Genomic DNA, 20241 nt, shown 5'->3' on the forward strand with positions numbered 1-20241 from the left:
ATATCCGTGATGTTAGATAAATAGCGTTGCTGTGTATTTTAAGTCATAATTGTTAGCTTTAATTTATGCAAATGTTAAAAAAGCTATTTCAGATACGGAACGCGAATGGTTTCTGCTGTGATGATTTTGAAATTCGCCTCCAGCTGCCATCAACATCGGCACCTAACATCAGGATAGTAAAGATTTTACCACACCCAACTTGGGAACAAGACAGAGTTTACTTAATGCGTGTTATCACGTTAGGTTACGAAAAATTTGACATCATGAAAGTAATTTTCATGCATATTACTTACTGCCCCTACTGTGATGCAAATTTGAAAAAATATTATAAGTCTGAAAAATATGCTAATGAGATCGAGGGCGTTACTTTTTAGAAGTTCTATGATTATTTTACTTTTTTGAATTTATAATCTTACTTGTCATTAAGATTCATTTAAAACTGGAAATCTTTAGGTAACGGATACTTTTACGCCTCCCCCCATGCACCTCACCCGCAAACAACCACCCACCCCAACCCACGTGCTCGACACCTACTGGAAGTTTGCGACCGAACGGCAGGAGGTGTTTTTTAACCGGCTCAATGGGGTAATGCCCCTAACCGCCGACCCTATCCTGCTCCGGCATAAGTTTACCAATGCCTACCGCGCGGCCGACCGGGTGAGCCAGTATCTCATCCGCGAGGTAATTTACCGGGGTGAGCAGTCGACCGACGAACTGTTGTTCAGGATATTGCTATTTAAGCTGTTTAACAAGATTGAAACCTATGAGTTGCTGCTGCACGACTTGGGCGAGCTGACCTGGCGCAACTATGATTTTAATCGCTACAGCCAGATACTGCACCAAGCCTTGCAAGCGGGCGAACGTGTTTATTCGGGTGCGTACATGATGGCCTCGGGCAGCAGCGCTTTTGGCTACGCCCGCAAGCATGAAAACCATTTGAAACTTATTGAGGCCATGATGCAGGCCGGGCTGGCGCAGCGCATTGCCGATGCGCCAACCATGCAGGCGGTGTATGAGTTACTATTAAGCTTCCCAACCATCGGCAGCTTTTTGGCTTACCAGTACACCATTGACATTAATTACAGCACGCTCACCAATTTTAGCGAGATGGACTTTGTGATGCCTGGTCCCGGCGCCAGGGATGGCATCCGCAAGTGTTTCAGCAGTTTAGGCGATTATACCGAGGCCGACATCATACGCTACGTAACCGACCTGCAGGAACGCGAGTTTGAACGGCTGGGTCTTAACTTTAAAACATTGTGGGGCCGCCCGCTGCAACTCATCGACTGCCAAAACCTGTTTTGCGAAACCGATAAATACGCCCGCGTGGCCCACCCCGAAGCAAATGGCATCTCCAACCGCACCCGCATCAAGCAGTTGTATACCCAAAGCAAGCTCGAACCTATCTCCTACTTTTTCCCGCCCAAATGGGGACTGAATGACAAGATGGCCGGCAACAGTTAGTTACCTTACCATTTTAATCTCTTCCATGCTAATCCCAAACTGGTCGTGCAATAGCTTGGCCACTTTGCCCTCTGGGTTGATGGGATGCACTTTTTTGGGCTTTACCTTGCGGTAAGTGATAGATACCCGGCGCTCGCGGTGTTTCAATGTACCATCGATATTGTCTTTTTTTCGCGGCGGGATGGCATGCTTCCACTTTTTACGGGCGTCGTCCTGCATTACGTAAACAGACCGCCGCGGAACCTCGATATCAATCACCTCTTCATTTTTACCACGGATGAACCGCATGATACAGCCGCTGCCCAGGTTTACGCCGCAAATCTGGTTTTCGTAATACGCGCGGTCTTTGTGCGGCTTAATACCCTCGCCGGGCACATACTCGTTAATAATTACCTGGTCGGGCTGCAACAAAATGATTTTTTGTTCTACCAGTTCTTCCGACAGCTGCCGCATGAGCGGAGGCATCTCTATCGGGAACGGAATCAGGTCGTAGGGCTTGTCGAGCTCGTTGCGGTACCCGTAATATTGCAGGCGGCGCAGGTAATCTACAATCCAGGTCTGGCTGTCAATTTCGGCCAGCAACTGCTGCTCGCGCGCTTCGTCAATAAAATCGGGGTATAAAAATAATCCGGGCAATGCTGTTTCCATCCGTGTGTTTGTTTTGGCGGCCCTGTTATTGGCCGGCTTTAAATAACAGGCAGATGGGATTTAGGTTTAGAATAAACGAGATTACGATGGTACAATCTAATTGTTGTATAGCAGGGTTTTAAAACGGCAGTTTAATGAAAAAGAATAGATGACACCTGTTAATTAAATCACCACAATTGTTAAAATTATCTGCTATTGGCAACTATACCAATTAACTACAGGATTTTACCTCGCGGCAGTGAGTCGGATGAGCGTTTAACACGATGCCTAAGGTAGCCGATGATGCCTATAAAGTAAGAAAACATTTGAATACGATAAATTTAAGCATTTTTAAAATTTGGCGTCGATGTTTTAATACCTGGCGATTAGAAATTGCTGCTTTCTTTCTAATTTAATTTAAATCTTTTTCCTGTAACCTTTCCGGCATTTATTGGGTATAAACGTACAGAACGCTGGCATAATATCGTCAGCGTTGTTTTCAACTATGCCGCAAAACGAGGAAAACCGGATACAAGCGGTTAAGCGATTCCTGAACTTAGAAATTAGTAAGGAAAAAGAGCTGGAGCACATCATTCAACTAGCGGCTAAAGTTTGTGGTACCCCTACAGCCCTCATCACTTTTATTGATGAAGACACGCAGTACATCAAATTTAAACAGGCTTTTGCTTATGAGCAAACAACAAGGCATGACGCGTTTTGCAACCAGGTTATTCAGGGTGATGAGGTGATGGTTGTACCCGATGCCCAGCTCGACCAACGTTTTTTAAACAACCCCCTGGTTACAGGCGACCCAAATATTCGCTTTTATGCAGGCTCTCCCCTCACCACCAGCGACGGCTACCACTTAGGTAGTCTGTGCGTTATCGATCAAGTACCCGGCCAGCTAACCGAGCTGCAAAAAGACATGCTGCAAGGCCTGGCTAAACAAGCCATGCAGCTGCTTGATTTTGAAGTAAGTGTACAACTTTTAAAACAGCAGTACGACGAAGCCAGACGCTCAGCCATTGAGCACCGGTCTTTCTTCGAGAGTACAATTGATAGCCATTTACTGCTCGGGTTAAATTTTGAGGTATTGGCTTTTAACCAGGCCTGGGCCAGTTATGTAACTCATAACTACGGCAAAACATTAACCCGCGGTAAGGGCATGGCTGATTACCTACTACCCGAAAACCTTTTGTTTTTTTACAAAGCGTACGTAAAAGCGATGACAGGCACCGCTGTATTTGACGAAAGGCAAGTACGCACCGTGGATGGCGATACCTGGCGTATGATTAAGTTTGAACCCGCTTTTGATCCTGAAGGCGTCATCATAGGTGTATCTGTAAATTCTACGGATACTACACAAAATGTGATTAACAAGGCTGTAGTTGTTGCTCAAAAAGACTCTTTAAAAGAGATTGCCTTTATCCAAGCACATGAACTCCGCAGGCCCGTAGCCTCTATTTTGGGTTTGATGAACTTGTTAAAAATGGATGGCTTTATAGAAACCCGAGAGGAATTAATTATGCTGGCGGCCGCTGCAGAAGAACTGGATGAAAAGATCAAATTAATTATTACTCATGCTACTGATCCTGACCCCGAGTCTGCTACAGATAACCATTATCAAGAACACCCAATAACTGTAGGTAACCCATAACTATTCGTACTATTACCTAATCTTGTACCTAAATTCATGCCCTGCATTCAGCTGGTTGCATTGTTAAATAATTATAGATAAGACGTTAAAACTGTTTGGCGAGTTCAGATGACGTGCTTGTATGTTAACACCAATCACCCTTTAAATTGCGGCAGTGTGCAACATTTGGATAGGGCTGCTTACGCCTTTGCCCCTCGCTCATAAGCTAACAATCTTAATGAGTAATATCATTGCTCATTGTATAAGCTGAGTACTCATACTAAAGTCTGCTTCTGCCTCAATTCCTCAAATTGGTTTGAGGTAAAAAAGAAAACCTGGTCGCCTGCGCATAACACGTAATGCCCGGCTACTTTCTTAAAGCCGTAGCGGTTTAAATCAATACTGTAAGTGATACCGTTTTTATAAACGTGCATCATGCTACCGGTTAAGTTTATGGTAAGCGTTTGGTGCCTGAACAATTTCCAATGAAGCGGCATAAATGGATAGAAAAAGAAGAACATCACTCCTAAAATAAAAATCCCTGTATAAATGGGATCCATATGATTTAGTAACGACAAGTATAGTCCAACTATGCACAACACCCCACTAAAAACATAAGCGTAAAAAAAACGGTCTTCTACCAAGTAATAGCGGTAAGCGCCGTATTTTATTTGTTGCCACGATGTGATATGAATTTTCATTCAAATGTAGTTTAGGTATTTTATTCGTTTAAAATAATACGAACGCAATATCCAAATAATATTTAGACAGACAATAAGGCAAACTTAAAATGTTTTTATTTGCCGGGAAGCCGTCATCATCACAATTTCACTTATAACCGGCAGATGATTTAAATTTTAATAAGCTAAATTTACACTACTCGATTATGTACTAACAAAGCAGGTTGCTACATGATTTAACTTTAATATGCAGGCAGACGTTATAGAGATTAAAAACACCAGATTCCGGTTCACGCTGGTGGGTACCTGGCTGGTTCTGCTTTGCATAGCGGCCTTGCCATGGATATTGCTGGTATTTAACCACGAAACGGAAATCCTGTTGTTTATAATAACGCACATCATCGTTTTGGCCATGTTGGCATTTATTAAAATTAACTACAGTGTTACCATCTGTACTCCAAAAACAGTAATTACCCACGAATGGATAACCTTATTGGGCGCCCGGAAACAGAGCAGCATCAACTTATTGGGCGCACAAATTTTGCTGAATCATGTGAACTATAGAGGTAACGATTTACTAAAACTAATTGTGGCAGAGCAAAAGCCGGACGGCCAAAAAATAGCGTTGACCGAGGCCAACGGATTTGACAGGAACCAGATCAGCACCTTGTACAGATATACGATGTTGAGCGTACGGGCGAAACTTTAAAGCAGCTTGCTAAGTTTTTTAAGTCCTTCTTAATTACTACTGATTAACAGTTAGTTAAATTCACTTTCTTTTGATGTTTATTACTAATTTACTTAGTTTTGGTCAAATCACAAAACCATGTCACAACAGAAACAATGCCCTAACTGCGCAAGTTACCGTACTATAGTAAGAGGACGCTTTTATAACAAATTTCAAGGGTACGGCCTGCTTTTCCTTGCTATCATATTCTTGTACGGAACTTTTGCCTTATCAACAGGCTTTGTAATTTTTGGCGTACCGCTTTTGCTGTGGAGTATGTGGTTTTTGTACAAAGCCTATTATAAGGATTTGGCTAAAGCCTGGTGCCGCCACTGTAATTACCGGTTTAGCTATTCGGAGGCGTAATTATATAAGGTAGACACTTTAGTTTAGCGCTGTATGTTATGATTGAGTATCAGCATTATTCTCGATGCTAATACTCATTTATTTGCATACCTCAATCAACTTTAAACCATAACAAAGAAAATTAAAATTCTTGCCGGGGTGGCACTGCTTGCGCTGTATCCGGCCAAAAAGAGATAAATCAAAACACTGAGTAAAATCTAATAATTCAACTAACGCAAAGTTGGTCAAACAAAAAAATCGCGCCCGTTTACAGGCGCGATTTTTTTGTTCTGCAGATAGTTTAACAACTTGATGATGAAGTATAGGTGCCATGTCCTTTAGCGGAGTATGCGTTTATGCCTGGTACATATAAATGACGTCTACCTGTCCTAAAGAGATTGCTTCGTTCCTCGCAAAGACGAGTTAGAGATTTACGAGCATGTTCAATCAACCCCGTACCATCATCCGCATACTCTCAACCATTATCAACCGGGAACCTTCAACCATGAATTATCATCTATGAACCATCAACTCAACACCTCCTCATCTTCAAAATTATTAAGGGCGCGCCAAATGGTGCGTTGGTCGCGGTCAAAAAATTCTTGGGCCTCAAACACTGCTCGGTTTTTGGAGATGCCGCGGGCAAATATCTGGGCATTTATCCAAAGGTAAATTTCGCGGTAAAGGAATATCTTCTCGCTTAAAAAACCGGCTTTGTACAAATCGGCCAGCGTTCCGTTGTCAAATAAAGAATTAGCGGTTTGTATGGTCATGCAGCAAATGCATCGTGTGGTTTAACGTTTATAAATTGGCGCGGCTTTCGGACTGGGCCAGGCGCTGCTGCTGGGTGTTTACGTCCTTGATGTCCATAATGGGCGGCGGCATGCTGGCCATGACCGCGGCCAGTTTACCGTAATCAATATTGGCATTAATTACCGGCTGCATACGGGCCGGGTTGCTGGTGGTGGGCAAATACTGGCTGTTGCTAAAAACACCGCCTGCTGCAAAGGCCCTGCCGCCAAACGACTGGTTAATGTCCGACACCATTTGCCGGGCGTATGGGTTACGCATAGCCTCGGACACTACAATGCCTTCGCCGTCGCGTAAAAAGGCATTAACGTTATCGTAACGGCTGTAACCGGGCAGCACCCCGCCGCGGCCATCGCTGGCGTAGCGCCTGCCGTGTACACCACCCAAAGCGTAAGCGGGTGGTTTTTGCCTTAAAATGGTAGCTACGGCAACGGCAGTTTGCGCCGCAATAAGCGGACTAAATGCAAAAGACAGAATACCGGTTTCTGCAGCCACCTTGGTCATGGCCAGGGCGCCGTTAATGAGGGCCTGGGCTATGGATGCCTTTTGCTCGGCTCGGAAAGCTTTAACCTTTTCTTCCAGCTGTTTCTTTTTATATTTTTCTTCAACGGCTTTTTTTTGGGCACTGGTGAGCGACGTGTTGGCCAGTTCGCGGCTTTTGTCTTCGTCCAGGCTTTTCAGGCGCACTTCTGAAGCTGATTTTATACTGTTCTTTAATATGCTGAAGCCTTTTTCGGCAACCTTTTTGGCGCTACCGATCGCTAATTCTTCACGCTTTTTGGCAAAATCTTCGTGCAGTTTATGTAGATCTCCTTCTTGTTGCAATTTCAATGTATACGTTGATTCCCCGGCTTTTTCAGCGGCCGCAATCTCCAACTGATACTTTTTATTTAAAGCCTTTTCCTGGGCTGCCAGTAAATCTTTATCGCCTAAAAACGGCTTGGCTTTTTTGCCTTTTTCAGTAACGTCGGCATTTAGCTTATCCAGTTCGGCGTTGTCCGCCTTGGCATTTTTACCGTCTTCGTACTCTGTCTGAGATTTTTCTCTCTTCGTTTTAAAATATTTTCTTACCTCTTCCTGTGCTTGTTCATTGTCTTTTACAATTTTAAGTTGCTTATCAAGCTTTCTCTGTAAACCATTGAGCTCCTCGGTGTATTGCTTTTTATCCTCCGCAGTCCTGTAAGAAGACGCCTTTGCTTTAAAAGCAGCTAATTCGTCTTCCCATTGTTTCTGCTTCTCCGATTCTTCTGTATGCCGCTTCTCCAGATCTTGCACTTTTTCTTTTTCCTGCTGGTCATATTCAGCTATCTGGCGCTCGTGCTCGTCACTCAAATTGGAGATTTTCAAATTCTCCAATTCATTATCTGCGGCTTGCACACTGTCGGCCATGTCGCGGTTAAAGTCGGTGATCTGCTTCATCCGCATGGTAAAATGCTCTTTATGCAGTTGCTCAATGTTTTTTAGCGAGATGCGGTAAGCCTTTTCGTTGGCGGCGCGTTCGGCACCCTTCATGTTGTTATAAGTCTCGATGAAATTGCGCTGCTCACGCTCCATCTGCCGGTAATGCTCATCGGTACTGCTCAATTCTTTCGCAAAATCCGACATTTTAAGTTCCAGCATCCGCTTAACAGACTGCTCTTGTTCTTCGTTTGCCTTGCGCTCAGCCTCCCGGCCTTTGGCTCTTATTTCTGCTGCTTTTTTGCCGGCTTCAACAGCCTTTTCATGATCTGCTCTGGCTTGATCGGCTCGTTGCTTACGCTTTTGTTCCTGCTGATCTGCCCAAGCCTGGGCTGTTTCTTCACTCTTTTTATCGCCCTGTTTTAGCTTATCAAGATTTTGCTTGGTTTTCAAAATCTCTTCGAGAGAAGATTTTCCGTCTACCAAGCCATGTTTTTTATCTAATTCAACTGCATACGCAATGCCTTTTTCCCTAAGCGTATCAATTTCTTCTTTAGTAAACCCGCGTGCCATAACAGCCTTGCTTACCGCGTTGTCATAAGCTTCGTTAGCGGTAGCTAAGTCGCGTGTGTACTTTTCGGTATTTGTTTTTTGTATGTCTTTAAAAGCTTTCAGCTGTTTAGCGTAGCTGGCATGGCTATCTTTCATCTGCGACTCCAGTTCAGCTATTTTGGCTTCAGCTTCGCTGTCTGCGGCTTCATTAACCAGCTTTTTCCTCTCCATATCCTGGATTTTCCCTTCAAGCTTTGCACTTTCTGCATAGGCTTTTTTCATATTGCCAATGAGGTTACCGAAACCATCTCTGTTTTTTAGGGTATTGGCAAACGCACTAAATGCACCTGTAACACCGGCCCAGATTCGCGCTACTTTTTCAGCTATCGGTGTAAACTTCATTAACCAACCCACTAATACACTTATCAGTTCAATAGCCGCAGTAAACGGACCACCAGCCGTACTGGCAGCCTCGCCCGTCGTCTCCAGCGCTTCGGCAGCGTCTCCTGCTAACATACCGGTAACGTTGAAACCTTTGGCCAACGATCCCAAAACAGCAGTTAGCTGCTCGCCTCCAGGTAAGGCGTCGATACCTGTTTTGGCGGCTTCGGCTATAGCATTTGCATACTCTACCGTCTTATTGGTGGTCTTTGTTAGTTCACCTTCCTGTTTTTTTAGATGGCCGTTAAGGTTACTTATGCGTTCTGCGTCTTCATCCTTAGCTTTACCCGATCGCTCATACTCAGTTGTTAAAAGTGCTACTAAAGCTTTATTTTGATTGATTGAATCATTCTCGAGTTTAACTGCCTTTCTGTAATCAGCAATAGATTTTTTGTTGTCCGAGTACTGAGTATTTAACCTTTTCAGTTCTTCAGTCGTAGCTTTGAAAGCTTGCGAATTTTGCGCTCCGGTACTTATTAAGTGCTGTTGATCTTGAATTAATTGGTTTATTTGTGCCCTTATAACTGGTAGTTCTGCTTTCCAGGAATCTGCCTTTATTTTTACCTCTAACAATAAGTTTTTCGAAAATTGCCCCTGTTGATCACTCATCACAATAATTTTTTATCATACATTCAACAAATAGTATATTTATATTATTTACTTATCAATAGAATTCGCCCTTCCCTTACCCCAACCAAACCAGCTCCACCTTGCAAGGCTGATTTTTTACCCAGCTGTCAATTTTGTTGATGTAGAAGTAGGCGCCGTCTTGCCGCAGGTAAATGGGGATGAGCAGGTCCAGCTCGTAGATGTCGCGCGGCGAGAGCATAAAAAACCGGGTTACCTTTTTGCAGCGCCGCAGGATGTGACCCAGCTCTTTGTAGTAAGTGCTTTTTAAGCCGGGGTTGCTACCCATATCTTTCCACGAGAGGCTATAGGCGCCGTCGGGCTTATAAAAGTACGGCACAGATATTACGTCGCTAACTGTACGGTTGTTGGCTGCATTACCGTCGGTAAACGTAACCGATTTGCCCAGCGCAGCCAGATTAAGCTTTTGGTCAATCAGGATGCGGGGCTGCGTGCTTATCGAAAAATCATCATTCTCACTGTTGGCGTCTACTTTAAGTATCTGGGCAATGGTACCGCCCAGGTACGGACGGTTGATGCTCGGGGCAAACTGGCTTTCAAACAAAGTATTAGTTTTGGCCAGCGTTTTATCATCAACCAAAATCTCATCGTCAAAATACCCTTTAGGTAAGGGGTTTACGTTGTTGGGCGATGCCGTAGTAAGCCCGTCATCATCCTTATACTTTAGGGCATTGCTTTGGGCATAGTTACCCAGCCTGAACTCGATGGTACGGCCCTGGTTAATACATTTGCTGCTCCAGTCTTTAGCCCGGGGCAGGTTTTTAACAATATCGCGAAAACTACCAAAGGTGATGCTTTTATTAAAAACGTCGGTTTGGCAGGTTAAGCCAAAGCGCTGTAGGTTATCCTTAAGTAAATCTTTTTGAGATATGTCCGGAAACAGGCGCTCGCACTGTACCTGCTCCCCATAATGCACATTTTGCTTGGTTTGTGTTACCGTAAGCCGGGCACCTGCCGGTATACTAAAGTATATACCATCCTTCTTTTTTTGCGGAATATGATACCATACAGCCACAAACTGCCCGCTGCCCAATGTTTCGGTAAAGCTTATTTTTTGGCGTCGGTACCAAATAGGGTCGCGGTCGTTAGGATGATAAGGCGTTGCTGGGTAACCTTCTTTTACCCATCCTGTGCCGGGGGTGTAAACTTCAAAACCTACGGTTACCTCGGCGTCATCTTTAGATACTTGCACAAAAATGTCAAACTCAACCGTTACCTCCACCTCCATATTAGTGGTAGCCAGGTACGAACTAAAACTGGCATCGTAAAAAGAACTGTCGCCAATTAAAATCTGGCCAAAGCGCAGCGCAACATCGGCACCGTCGCGGCCGTAACGGTACTCTTGCGCCACTGTGCTCAAGGCCTGCAGGTTGTTGCCAGCCTTGTTATTTACATAGTCGATGCCGTGCTCAAAACTATCGTTGGCCATCATTACCATCAGTTTTGGGTAAAGCGGATCAAATTGTAGCGCATTATGCACCTGGTTTATTTTGTAGCCAGCATTAGCAATCATCAGCTCGATAGCGGTTTTTAGAAAAAAGCCGGGCCGCTGGTGGCGCACATCAATGGGCTGGTCAAAGTTATCGGCAGATATTTTGCCATAGTCAACCACGGGCCATATCCAGCCCTCGGTTTTGGTTTGACTGCCGGCTATGTTGGCTGCACTCCATATATGATTATAGTCCTTCCATACCAGGCTTTTCCCCAATTGGGTTACGTCTGAGGCACTGTCGCCCATGTCATATATCTTGGCATCCAGCGCATCAAACAAATCTACGTTACCCGATATTACCGTGATGTTGGCATCGTTGCCTTCAATGCTATTCAGCTCGGCAAAGCTCCCCTCCGGGATAATCTCAAAACCATCTTGTAAAACCTTAGCGGGATACTTTTTATAAGGCAGCGATGTATCGAAAGCCACCTCATCCGGAAAGTCCAGCAAGCGCCGGTTACGCTGCGTAAGCGGAATTTTAAATTGCTTGGATACGGTGCCCTGCTGGTTTTGTACCTCGGCCAGGTTGTTAATCTGAAAGGTAAGCTGCAGCAGGTCTGACCCCACATCGGCAGGCTGATGATTTAAAAATAATTGCAGGTTTTGCATGGCGGCTTATCAATTTTGTGGGAATAAACTATGCTGGCAGGCGGTTTCGAAACGGCGGGTAAAATCGTACCGCTCGGGTTGCTGTAGCAGCTCGTACAGGTAGATGCAGCCGGCCTCAACGTGGTGCCCCTGCTCGTGCTGTTTAAACCAGGTGCCTTTTTTACAGGGTAAGCCGTGGCTAACAGCCTCATCCTCGCGAACGCAAAACGATTGCCCTAAGTGCAGGTCGAGGATGTAATAGCGGGCAATACGGCCCAGTTGGGTAATGCACTTTTGCTGTGCTGCAGTAAAAAGCATATTTAAATTAGATTGTATTTTTAGTTTTATATGGTTTGGCTGATGGCCACCCGGGCTTTACCACCCGGCAACCATCATTGGCTAAAATCTTTGAAAAAAACAAGCACAGGCGGGCAAATCATGTCCGCGCAGCCTCGCGCCGCTCTGCCCCGCATCATTTAACATGAGGCTATTATAAACTATGCTTGTTCCGGCTGTACTACCGGGAAAATCGGACGTATGAAGCGCCCTGGCTACCATGCCCCCTTGTAACGTAATTATTCGCGCAACCCAAACCCGTGGGTATAATACAGCCTGGTATCAAGTATTTTATTGAGTAATGAGTACAATTCAATAGTACAAATGAGTGCGATAAGTTGGTAAGACGGTAAGTCTTGAGAGGAAGCGGAAAAGCATTCATTTCCCCGTCTCATCATTGAGGGTACTTTTTTGAGCGTAAAAAGTACAGAATCAGCCATACAGAAAACTTAACCAATCCACTCATTTATCGCAAGTATCAAGATGTCTCGCTATCGCTCGACATGACAGCATGTATTATGATCTATTAACTCACCCATTCACTACTCACTCCTGGCTCGATTCACTTATTCACTCACTCTATCATTCACACATTCACTAACTCTATATCACTAAGATAACGCTTTGTTCAATAAATAACAAATATTTATTACAAATAAACTTTTTCAATTTGTATTCGTTAAATAATTAACTTTACTTAGAGCCATGCCAAAACCAACTACGCCCACTATTAATCAGCGCCGACGCGGACCAGCTAATAAGGCAGCCGATCAGAAAGTGCAGTTAGGGTTTTACCGGATGCCGGCCAATGTGGTGAATGCGCTGTATCAACTCCCGCTCCCCCGTAACCAGCGCTACCGGTTTATTACTGATGCCGTGCTCGAAAAATTTGAGCGCGAAGGTGAGCAGATGCTTCCGGCGGCCACCCCACCTAAAACGGTGCTGGCCGAAATGGCTTTAGGCATGTTACCCGTGGCCAAACAAAAGCTGACCCTCTTAGATGACATTGCCGGCAAACGTACAGGAGCCAAATCGCACTGGCTGGCCGCCGCTATCCTCGAAAAAGCCCGAACTTTTAAAGATGACATTAAACCCGTGCCCAGCCAGGCCGGGCAGGATGCGCTACAATTTAAAGCCTTGGTTGGACAGCGCCTGTACCGTCTGATTAACGAAAAGCTCTCGAACGTTTTTACAATTACCCGCGTTGATAATAACCGTGCCTACATAAAAACTATGGCCACCGAACTGGCCTTTGCCCTACCCCTTAAAGACCGCAACCACCCCTTAGGTTCGCGAATAAATAAACAGAGTAAAGCGGTGTATTATGTGCTGGAGACGGCGGCGTTGAAAAAGAAGTTTAAAGTGAAGTGATTATTAACGAGTTAAGGTGCCAGTGTGCAAATGTGCTGATAGAAGATAATGAGAGATCTTGATCGGGGCGGCAAGCAGGATTTCTCGCTATAGCTTAGGATGATAGGATGAATTTTATTCACTCACTCATTCAAAATTCACTCATTGCTTTACTGCCTCACGCTGGCACCAATAACTGTTTGGCCGGCGTATACCTGCGCTATAGCTTGGTAAAGCTCGTTCATGTCGCCGTTTTTGAGCAGGTAACCGTTGGCACCTGCTGCGAGGGCGCGTTTTAAAAAGGCCGCTTTGGCGTGCATGGTTAAAATAATAACCTTAAGATTGGGGTAACCGGCCATTAGCTGTTCGGTAAGTTCAATGCCATCCATATCGTGCATATTCAAGTCGGCAACTACCACATCGGCCTGTAAACCATTTTGCAAAAGCCGGAGGGCCCCCAAACCGTTTTCGGCTTTGCCGGCTACCGTAAGATTTTTTTGAGCCTGAAGCAATCCGCCTAAAAGTTCGCGCACTTTGTGGTTGTCTTCAACCAGTAATATATTTATCATGATTTAAAATCTACGTTCATAAATAACTGGTACGGAAAACGTACCTCTATTTTGGTGCCCTGGCCCGGTTCAGACCATATCTCTACAGTGCCCTTTAATAGTTCGGCTTTACTGCGGATGGACGATAATCCAATGCCCGGTTTATTTTGGTTATTGACGGTGAGCCCTTTGCCATTATCCTGAACGGTGACGCTTACTTCGCCGTTACGTGCCTTAACTTGCACGGTAGCATGTGTGGCCGAAGCATGCTTAATAACGTTGATCATCAGCTCCTGCACGGTACGGAACACGGCTAACTCCAGATAATTATCCAACTTTACGTTATACAACAACACCTGGCACCTAAACCGCACGCCATCCTGCAGCTGCTCACAAATGTCTTGAATAGCAGCTTTTAGGCCAAACTCGGCCAATACGGTAGGCATCAGTTCATGTGATATCCGGCGCGACTCGTTGATGGCATCTAAAAGTAACTGCTCTGTATACCTGTGCGAGATGTTAAACTGTTCGGGATTTACAGCGGCTACCTCAGCGTTTACCATGCTCATGCTTAATTTAGCAGCATACAGCAACTGGCCCAAGCCGTTGTGCAGACTTTCGGATATGCGTCGGCGCTCCTCTTCCTGGGTATTTAACGTTACTTTAAATATTTGTTGTTGCTGTTCGGCCTCCATGTGGCGCAGGCGGCTTTCGGTATGGCGGGCGGCGGTGACATCCATATCTACCCCCAACAACCGGATGGATTGCCCACTTTCGTTTTTAACTAAGGTAGCTTTGAGGTGGATGATTTTAATAGCGTTATTTACGGCAATCTTTATTGTTTCCTCAAAATCGCTGCTGCCGGTGCGTAATTTAGTAATGATGCTTTTTGCAATAGGCTGGCAGTCGGGTGTGGCATATTGCATATAAATTTCGGGGGTAACCTCAGTTTCGTGCTGCAGGTTAAACAGACGGTACATGCCCTCACTCCAGCTCATCAACCCCGAACGCAGGTTAAAATCCCAACTGCCGGTTTGCGCCAGTTGTTCGGATTGCTGCAGCAACAGGTAATTCTTAAATCGTTCGTTTTCAGCCTGTATACGCTCAGTAATATCTAAATTAGTGCATACCAACGTATCTTGCCCTTTTACAAACATAGTTGAATACCACTGGTCTATACCATCATACGTGTAGTGATACTCCATCTGGCCAGGCTCGCCGCTTTGGTATGTTTTAACCATCAGCTCAAACAATCCCATTCGCTTAATACCCGGAAATAGCTGGCTATACAACTGGCCTGTCATATCTTGCCTACCCGTGCTGCGCTCAATTTTTTTGTTAACGATAAGTACTCGAAAATCGGTAATGCAGTTTTCGGCATCAAAGACAGGTGCAAAAACCGACATGCCTATCAGTGTGGTATCAAAAACAGATTGCAATCGGTCCCGGCTTTCCTTAAGGGCTAATTCGCTCTCGCGCCTTTGGGTAATATCCTGGGCAATAAAAAGCGCCTGGGTGGCATTGCCGCCGGCATCACGCCTAAAAACCTGGCCGCGTACAGATAACCGCACCCAGCGTTGCTGTTTATTTTGCAGGCGATACTCCACCTGGTTAAGTTCATGATCAGGTAAGGTTAAAAACCGGTCATAAAAAGCCTGAACAAGTGGCAAGTCATCCGGATGAAACAAGCTGGTACGTTCTTCAAACGTCATGCGCACAATTTCGTCGGCATTAAAACCCAGGGAGCTTAAAATATCGCAGTTATTAAAAATGACGTTGCGCGAAGGCAGCTCTACCACGACCAGTATGTCGGGCATCATATCAGTGATACTTTTTACAAAGTAGGCATAATCTTTTATAGCCTCTTCGGCCTTTTTACGCTCGGTGATATTAATGGTGTTGGTGGCCACGCCATCACTCAGCTTTACCACCGACTGGTGATACCAACCATTAAATTGCTCATGAGCATAGTGAAGATCATACTGTTGAGGACTGCCCGATTCAGTAACCTCAATAAACCGGTCAACAACACCCTCGGTTACGGTGCCCGGAGTAACATTGGTTAAGCGTTTGCCTATTACATCCCCGTAAATTTGAATAGAAGCAGCATTGTTAAGTGTCCATTCAAAATCTACAATGCGGCCGTTGTCATCACGTACCGCTTTAAATACCTGTATCATTTCAGGGTTACTATCCAGCGTAGCCTGCAGCAGTTCTTTTGTTTTGTGAACTTCGGCAGTCCGTTCAGTTACTTCAAGTTCCAGGCGGTTATTTAAGTGATGGAGCTGCAATTCGGCATTTTTACGGCGCGTGATGTCATTACCCGCCCCCATCCATTCTATAATATTACCCTCAACATCCAGCAGCGGCACCGCACGCGAAAACACCCAGCCAACAGAGCCATCAGCTAAAATTACCTGGTGCTCCAGCTCAAATGTTCTTTTATGATTGATACAATCGTTAATGGCTTCCCATACACGTTCACGCTCGGCTTGTGGGATGTATTTATCAACCCAATTGGTGATAGGCTCGGGTGTCTCTTCTAAATAATTTGTGCCGGTAAGCGCATACATTTGCTGCCAGTCGGCACTCATGTGATAAAGCAAGTTTGAACTGGCCGAAACAAACAGCCTGAACCTTTCTTCGCTTACCCTCATGGCGGCCTCAGCACGGGCCCGCTCAACGGCCGTCCAGATACGCTCGGCCACCTCAACGGCCATATTTGTTTCGGCGGTGGTCCATTGCCGTGGTGCACTTTGTACAATGCATAAAATTCCTACCGGGCGCCCCTCTTTAATTACCGGAACATCCACGAACGAGATGACCTGCAGTTGCAGGCAGAGTTGGCGCAGGTTGTTATCTACTAACAAGCTCTGGCTCACATTATCTACAACAAAAGGTTCGCCGGCCTCTACCACCTTGGCAAAAATGGGCATGCTTTGCAGGTTGTACACGCCGGTTACGCTGGGCAACCCGGCACGGGCGGCATCATGCCTGATGATGGCCTCGTCGTTTATAATTTCGCTGTAATAACAGCGATCGCATCCAAAGTGCTGTAGTATAAGGCGGGTAGCAGTTTCTTGCACTGCAGCAGGGTTAGATAGCGGGCGCAAAGCATCGCTTAGCTGCATCATAAATTCGCGACGCTGCTCTTCCTGCTTCCGCTCTGTAATATCATCAAACACCAGGGCCAGTTTCCGGCTCTCGTTGCCGCCAATGCGCGATGCAAATACGTTATACCAACGTTTGGTATCAACGTTATAATTTTCGAAACGCGCAGGCTCACCGGTTTGCAAAACGCGGTGGTAAGTATCTATCCAGCGTGGCTCCAGGCCGGGTGCTACCTCGCTTACCAGTTTACCTGTTACGTGGTTAAGCCCCGTTTGCCGCACAAAGGCCGGGTTAATTTCCAGGTACCTAAAATCGTGTGGATGGTTTTGCGCATTATACAGTAGCTCGATCACTAAAAAACCTTCGTCAATAGCGTTAAACAGCGAGTAGTATTTGTTGCTCACCTGCCGGGCCATCTCGTCTTTTAAGCGAAGTATTTCCTGCTCGGCCTTTTTACGCTCGGTGATATCTTCGGTGTTCATCAAAAAGCCATCGCCCATCTTGATGAGTGTTTGATGGTACCAGCCATTAAATTGCTCATGAGCATAAAACTGTTCATGATTTACAGGTATACCTGTTTCGGTAACACTGACAAATAAGTTAAACAGCCCGGTTTCAACCACGCCGGGGTTATGTTCCAGCAAGCGCTTACCGGCCATTTGGCCATACTGGTCGTTCCACACTTTGTTGGTTAAAATCCACTCAAAGTCAACGATGGTTCCGTCTTCATTACGAACAGCTTTAAAAGCCTGAAAAGTGTAGGTAGTACTATCGAGCGTAGCCTGCAGCATTTGATTAGTGGTTTGCAGTTGCTCCTCTACCCGGCTACGGTCGGTAACATCTCGTACTACGCCCAGCAATTTTACCACTTTGCCAGTGGCATCAGTAACCACTTTACCGTGCGACTCTACCTTAGCCCAGTGCCCGTTGCGCTTGCGGATGCGGCGGGTATACTCGTAAGGCTGTGCGGTGGCAAGGGCCTGTTCTAATACCTGACGTATCCTCCCGGCATCTTCTATATTAGAGCGCGAATCAATTAAAGCAAGGCTGGGCACAAAAGCGCCCGGCTCCTCGCCAAAAAGGCGAAACATACCGTCAGAAAAATGAATGCTGCCACTGGCTACGTCAAACTCGTAGGCACCAATGCAACCCACTTCTTCAAGCGCCTGAACTAAATTTTCGGGTTGTAATAATGATGGCTGCTGCGGAGCGGGGATGGATACAGGCTGGTTTTTCATGGATGCTCTTAATTATTTCGGTACAACACGGCGCATATCAACAGGTAAGAGCTAAAATCGGGCTTATATTACAACTTTGCGCTCTGATATTAAAACAAATTGGAAGAAAATAGTTTGGGAGTTGATTGCCGAGGAATGAATTGAGTTAAAGTTATATAAAGTCGGATAAAACCCTCCCTGCCCTCCCAAGGTAGGGATGATTTGCGCCAAACAAGGCGCTCGTCAAACAAAAAGCGCAAAGGCCCGCTGTTGCGCCCGGGCCAGCGAGGGCCTTGTGCGGTGGTGAGGTGATCGCAACAGATAGGTGTTTTGGGCACTTTGTGGATATGCCAAAGTACTTGGCCTCCGCGGACGAGAGCGGACGAAATAAGTAAACAACTACCGGCTCAAATTTAACGAGTAGAAACGACGAATTACTCAGCGCATGGGATGCCGAAATAAATTCGGCATGAAGGGTTTGTTTCAATTCATTCACTAACCAACCCCACCGATCAAGATCTCTCACTATCGTTCGAGATAACAAGATGGCCTTTATTCACTCATTCACTCAATCTATCATTCACTCATTGGCTTCACTAACTCATCCGCCACGCCCATCGCCTTACGCCTTACCATACTGTGCTTACGGCCATACGTAAAATAAATGACCAGGCCAATGGCCAACCAGATGATCAGGCGCAGCCAGGTGTCGGCGGGTAAAAAGGTCATCATGGCAAAGCAGGTAAGGATGCCGAGGATAGGCACCAGCGGCACCAACGGAGTTTTAAACGGGCGATGCAAGTTGGGCTGCTGTTTACGCAGCACCAGGATGCCCGCACACACCAGCACAAAAGCCAACAGGGTACCGATGCTGGTCATTTCGCCCACCACCCGGATGGGTACAAAGGCAGCAAAAATGGCAATAAAAGCACAGAGTACGATATTGGATTTCCAGGGTGTGCGAAATCTGGGGTGCACGTGCGAAAACACTTTGGGCAGCAAACCATCGCGCGACATCGAGAAAAACACCCGCGACTGACCTAACAGATCTACCAGTATTACCGAGGTATACCCAATTAATATAGCCAGCACAATAGCCTTACTGAGCCATTGGTAAGGCGTTTTTTCGATAGCGATAGCTACCGGGGCGCCCGAACCGATAAACTCCTTGTAGTTGGCCATACCCGTCATCACGTGGGCAAACAGCACAAACAAAATAGTACAGATAACCAACGAGCCGATGATGCCGATGGGCATATTACGCTGCGGATTTTTAGCTTCTTGCGCAGCAGTAGAAACCGCATCAAAACCTATGAATACAAAAAAAACCAGCCCGGCGCCACGCAGTATACCCGACCAGCCATACACGCCCCACTCGCCTGTATTTTGCGGAATGTAAGGGTGATAATTTTGCGGACTGATGTACGACCAGCCCACAGCAATAAACACCAGCACCACCCCTACTTTAAGGGTTACAATAATAGCGTTAACCAATGCCGACCCTTTGGTGCCGCGGATGATGATACCGGTTACCAACACCACAATGAGTGCTGCAGGCAGGTTGATGATGCCCGTAATTAGGTCGCCGTTGGCGGCTTTGGCCGTCTCGAACGGCGATAGCGTAAGCTGCGGCGGCAGGTACAAATCAAACCACGACAAAAATTTGGTTAAATACTGCGACCAGCTGATGGCCACCGTAGCGGCCCCCACCGAATACTCAAGCACCAGATCCCAGCCGATAATCCAGGCAAAAAGCTCACCCATGGTAGCGTACGAGTACGTGTAGGCGCTGCCGGCCACGGGTATCATGGCCGAAAACTCGGCGTAACACAGGGCGGCAAACGTACAACCCAAAGCCGCTATTAAAAACGAAATGGTAACGGCAGGCCCCGAGTGCTGCCCTGCGGCAATACCCGTGAGCGAGAATAGCCCGGCACCGATAATGATGCCAATGCCAATGAGGATAAGGTTGACCGGCCCGAGCGAACGCTTGAGTGCGTGCTCACCTTCTTCGGTAGATTCTTTAAGTAATAAGTCGATGGGTTTCTTTAACATACGTATTGCAATTACACCTTTGGGTTGATTAAAGTTTACAGGTTGACCGCCCAACTTAATCCATCACTTTGGTAGAACTTGCAAAAGTAACCTTATCAACGAGGTTTACGGCATTGGGTTAATGATCTGACGGTGATGTTACAAAGCAAAATGGAATAAGAACCCTGTAAACAATGGCTGGTTTTAACTTAAAAACTACCTTAGCAGGAAGCAACT

14 protein-coding genes are annotated in these 20241 nt (G+C 45.9%); 5 read left to right on the forward strand and 9 right to left on the reverse strand.

Annotated features, from left to right (window positions below; genetic code table 11):
- Positions 1-480 precede the first annotated feature (480 nt).
- Positions 481-1464 (forward strand): nucleotide kinase domain-containing protein, encoded by a 984-nt coding sequence (locus AAGR14_RS12895; RefSeq protein ID WP_342644627.1) that lies wholly within the window; start codon positions 481-483, stop codon positions 1462-1464.
- On the opposite strand, the gene AAGR14_RS12900 is transcribed toward AAGR14_RS12895, so the two are convergent.
- Positions 1465-2112 carry an alpha-ketoglutarate-dependent dioxygenase AlkB gene (locus AAGR14_RS12900; protein ID WP_342644628.1) on the reverse strand — a complete coding sequence of 216 codons (648 nt, stop codon included), beginning with the start codon at positions 2110-2112 and terminating at the stop codon, positions 1465-1467.
- A gap of 484 nt (positions 2113-2596) precedes the next feature.
- Between AAGR14_RS12900 and AAGR14_RS12905 the strand changes: the two genes are divergently transcribed.
- Positions 2597-3748, forward strand: coding sequence for a GAF domain-containing protein (locus tag AAGR14_RS12905; RefSeq protein ID WP_342644629.1), 1152 nt, complete (start codon positions 2597-2599; stop codon positions 3746-3748).
- 254 nt (positions 3749-4002) lie between these two features.
- Here AAGR14_RS12905 and AAGR14_RS12910 read toward each other — a convergent pair whose 3' ends face one another.
- Positions 4003-4428 (reverse strand): hypothetical protein, encoded by a 426-nt coding sequence (locus AAGR14_RS12910; protein WP_342644630.1) that lies wholly within the window; start codon positions 4426-4428, stop codon positions 4003-4005.
- Between the two features lie 226 nt (positions 4429-4654).
- Between AAGR14_RS12910 and AAGR14_RS12915 the strand changes: the two genes are divergently transcribed.
- On the forward strand, positions 4655-5116 hold the full coding sequence (locus tag AAGR14_RS12915) for a hypothetical protein (RefSeq protein ID WP_342644631.1): 462 nt from the start codon (positions 4655-4657) through the stop codon (positions 5114-5116).
- Positions 5117-5233: 117 nt separating this feature from the next.
- Positions 5234-5500: a hypothetical protein gene (locus tag AAGR14_RS12920; RefSeq protein WP_342644632.1), complete on the forward strand. Its 267-nt coding sequence runs from the start codon at positions 5234-5236 to the stop codon at positions 5498-5500.
- 506 nt (positions 5501-6006) lie between these two features.
- Here the strand turns inward: AAGR14_RS12920 and AAGR14_RS12925 are convergent.
- The 4 genes from AAGR14_RS12925 to AAGR14_RS12940 all read right to left on the reverse strand — a co-directional run bounded on the left by AAGR14_RS12925 (position 6007) and on the right by AAGR14_RS12940 (position 11726).
- Entirely contained in the window at positions 6007-6252 is a 246-nt protein-coding gene (locus tag AAGR14_RS12925) for a hypothetical protein (RefSeq protein ID WP_342644633.1), read from the reverse strand.
- A gap of 28 nt (positions 6253-6280) precedes the next feature.
- Positions 6281-9289, reverse strand: coding sequence for a hypothetical protein (locus tag AAGR14_RS12930; protein WP_342644634.1), 3009 nt, complete (start codon positions 9287-9289; stop codon positions 6281-6283).
- A 76-nt stretch (positions 9290-9365) separates the two neighbouring features.
- Positions 9366-11429, reverse strand: coding sequence for a hypothetical protein (locus AAGR14_RS12935; RefSeq protein ID WP_342644635.1), 2064 nt, complete (start codon positions 11427-11429; stop codon positions 9366-9368).
- 9 nt (positions 11430-11438) lie between these two features.
- Complete coding sequence (locus AAGR14_RS12940; RefSeq protein WP_342644636.1) at positions 11439-11726, reverse strand: hypothetical protein; 288 nt, start codon at positions 11724-11726, stop codon at positions 11439-11441.
- A 723-nt stretch (positions 11727-12449) separates the two neighbouring features.
- Here AAGR14_RS12940 and AAGR14_RS12945 point away from each other — a divergent pair.
- Complete coding sequence (locus AAGR14_RS12945; protein WP_342644637.1) at positions 12450-13115, forward strand: hypothetical protein; 666 nt, start codon at positions 12450-12452, stop codon at positions 13113-13115.
- A 149-nt stretch (positions 13116-13264) separates the two neighbouring features.
- On the opposite strand, the gene AAGR14_RS12950 is transcribed toward AAGR14_RS12945, so the two are convergent.
- The 3 genes from AAGR14_RS12950 to AAGR14_RS12960 all read right to left on the reverse strand — a co-directional run bounded on the left by AAGR14_RS12950 (position 13265) and on the right by AAGR14_RS12960 (position 20025).
- Positions 13265-13663 carry a response regulator transcription factor gene (locus AAGR14_RS12950; RefSeq protein WP_342644638.1) on the reverse strand — a complete coding sequence of 133 codons (399 nt, stop codon included), beginning with the start codon at positions 13661-13663 and terminating at the stop codon, positions 13265-13267.
- Positions 13660-17991, reverse strand: a complete 4332-nt coding sequence (locus tag AAGR14_RS12955; RefSeq protein WP_342644639.1) for a PAS domain S-box protein — start codon at positions 17989-17991, stop codon at positions 13660-13662. The genes AAGR14_RS12950 and AAGR14_RS12955 overlap by 4 nt, the downstream gene beginning before the upstream one ends.
- 555 nt (positions 17992-18546) lie before the next feature.
- Positions 18547-20025 carry an amino acid permease gene (locus AAGR14_RS12960; protein WP_342644640.1) on the reverse strand — a complete coding sequence of 493 codons (1479 nt, stop codon included), beginning with the start codon at positions 20023-20025 and terminating at the stop codon, positions 18547-18549.
- Between the last annotated feature and the right edge of the window lie 216 nt (positions 20026-20241).

This window comes from Mucilaginibacter sp. CSA2-8R, from assembly GCF_038806765.1.
Classification (GTDB): Bacteria; Bacteroidota; Bacteroidia; order Sphingobacteriales; family Sphingobacteriaceae; genus Mucilaginibacter.

What these genes read in the sequence shown, in the direction of transcription:
- AAGR14_RS12930 (WP_342644634.1), bottom strand. Translation starts at nt 9,289, where the DNA reads ATGAGTGATCAACAGGGGCAATTTTCGAAAAACTTATTGTTAGAGGTA.
- AAGR14_RS12895 (WP_342644627.1), top strand. Translation starts at nt 481, where the DNA reads ATGCACCTCACCCGCAAACAACCACCCACCCCAACCCACGTGCTCGAC.
- AAGR14_RS12940 (WP_342644636.1), bottom strand. Translation starts at nt 11,726, where the DNA reads ATGCTTTTTACTGCAGCACAGCAAAAGTGCATTACCCAACTGGGCCGT.
- AAGR14_RS12950 (WP_342644638.1), bottom strand. Translation starts at nt 13,663, where the DNA reads ATGATAAATATATTACTGGTTGAAGACAACCACAAAGTGCGCGAACTT.
- AAGR14_RS12925 (WP_342644633.1), bottom strand. Translation starts at nt 6,252, where the DNA reads ATGACCATACAAACCGCTAATTCTTTATTTGACAACGGAACGCTGGCC.
- AAGR14_RS12900 (WP_342644628.1), bottom strand. Translation starts at nt 2,112, where the DNA reads ATGGAAACAGCATTGCCCGGATTATTTTTATACCCCGATTTTATTGAC.
- AAGR14_RS12955 (WP_342644639.1), bottom strand. Translation starts at nt 17,991, where the DNA reads ATGAAAAACCAGCCTGTATCCATCCCCGCTCCGCAGCAGCCATCATTA.
- AAGR14_RS12945 (WP_342644637.1), top strand. Translation starts at nt 12,450, where the DNA reads ATGCCAAAACCAACTACGCCCACTATTAATCAGCGCCGACGCGGACCA.
- AAGR14_RS12910 (WP_342644630.1), bottom strand. Translation starts at nt 4,428, where the DNA reads ATGAAAATTCATATCACATCGTGGCAACAAATAAAATACGGCGCTTAC.
- AAGR14_RS12960 (WP_342644640.1), bottom strand. Translation starts at nt 20,025, where the DNA reads ATGTTAAAGAAACCCATCGACTTATTACTTAAAGAATCTACCGAAGAA.
- AAGR14_RS12905 (WP_342644629.1), top strand. Translation starts at nt 2,597, where the DNA reads ATGCCGCAAAACGAGGAAAACCGGATACAAGCGGTTAAGCGATTCCTG.
- AAGR14_RS12935 (WP_342644635.1), bottom strand. Translation starts at nt 11,429, where the DNA reads ATGCAAAACCTGCAATTATTTTTAAATCATCAGCCTGCCGATGTGGGG.
- AAGR14_RS12920 (WP_342644632.1), top strand. Translation starts at nt 5,234, where the DNA reads ATGTCACAACAGAAACAATGCCCTAACTGCGCAAGTTACCGTACTATA.
- AAGR14_RS12915 (WP_342644631.1), top strand. Translation starts at nt 4,655, where the DNA reads ATGCAGGCAGACGTTATAGAGATTAAAAACACCAGATTCCGGTTCACG.